Raw genomic sequence first — 1,124 nt, 5'->3', positions numbered from 1 at the left:
GCGCCCGCGCCGGCCAGGCGGTCGATTGCTATATAAATAATAGCAACGAGGGCAATGAAATCTATGGCGTGAAGGGGTTTTGACTCACAATCCCCGGCGGTAGAAGGCGTCCAGCGTGGGCATCAGGTCCGGGAACTCGGCGGCGAACGTCGCCCGGTCCACGAAGTACGCCTCGCACGCCACGGCGAAGAATTCGGCCGGGGCCGTCGCGCCGTAGGCATCCAGCCAGGGCCATTCGCCGCCAAAGCGCTCGGCGATGATCACGCGCTCCCGGAAGGCGTCATAGGCGGGCTGCCACGCCGCGCGCCAGGCCTGCCGCGCCGCCTGCGGGCCGGTAGTGCCCAGAAAGCCCGTTGGCAGGGGCGGGTAGCCGTCCGCGTTGCCGTTGCGCATGTCCAGCTTGTGCACGAACTCGTGGATGACCACGCTCATGCCCCGGTCCTGGCCGCTGCCCGCGCTGTCCACGGCCGGCCAGCTCAGCATGACCGGGCCCCGGTGCATGGCCTCGCCCAGCAGCACCTCGGTGTAGTCGTGCACCACGCCGGCCTCGTCGGTGGACTGCCGGCGCGCCACGGCCTCGCCGGGGGTGGACCACGATGCCCACGAAATCGTCGTACCAGTCGAGTGCCTGGGCGGGCGTGCCCCAGTGCAGCACGGGCAGGCACGCCTGGGCCGCGATGGCGACCGCCATGGCATCGGTGACCTGCAGGCCGTGCGCGCCGGTGAATTCCTTGCGCTGCAGAAAGAGGGCGCTGAGTGCCCTCAGCTTGGCCTGGTCCTGCAGCGGCAGGGCGGACAGGAACGGATAGCGCTGCAGGGTCTGCAGCCAGAGCGGGGCGGAGATCTCCGGCACGGGGGCGACGGTCGCGCGCACGCGGTGCCAGAGTTTGTTCCAGAGAGCAGGCATGAAAGAGGGGGAGGGCCTGCTCGCGCACTCCCTGGCGGAAAAAGAGATGCCGCCTACATGGGGACGGCGGCGAGCCGTTCCAAGCCCCGGCCGGGCGACAGGCGCAGCACCTCGGCGCGCGGCGGACGGGCGGCTGCGTCCCAGTCGCTCAGCACCACGCGCTGCAGGCCCGGCCCCACGGCGTGGACGGCGGGGCGGTGCGTGTGGCCGTGGATCA

The 1,124-nt window shown here is 70.6% G+C and carries 2 pseudogenes; both read right to left on the bottom strand.

Annotated features, from left to right (window positions below):
• Positions 1-84: 84 nt before the first annotated feature.
• Positions 85-907, bottom strand: a pseudogene (locus tag AC27IQ_RS25230) (M90 family metallopeptidase).
• 53 nt (positions 908-960) lie between these two features.
• Positions 961-1,124 (bottom strand): annotated as a pseudogene (locus AC27IQ_RS25225) (UDP-2,3-diacylglucosamine diphosphatase); the annotation flags it as partial.

It is taken from the genome of Acidovorax sp. KPB24-07, assembly GCF_057543315.1.
Note: the sequence above shows the minus strand (reverse complement) of the source record. Positions and strands in the feature narration are given on the sequence as shown.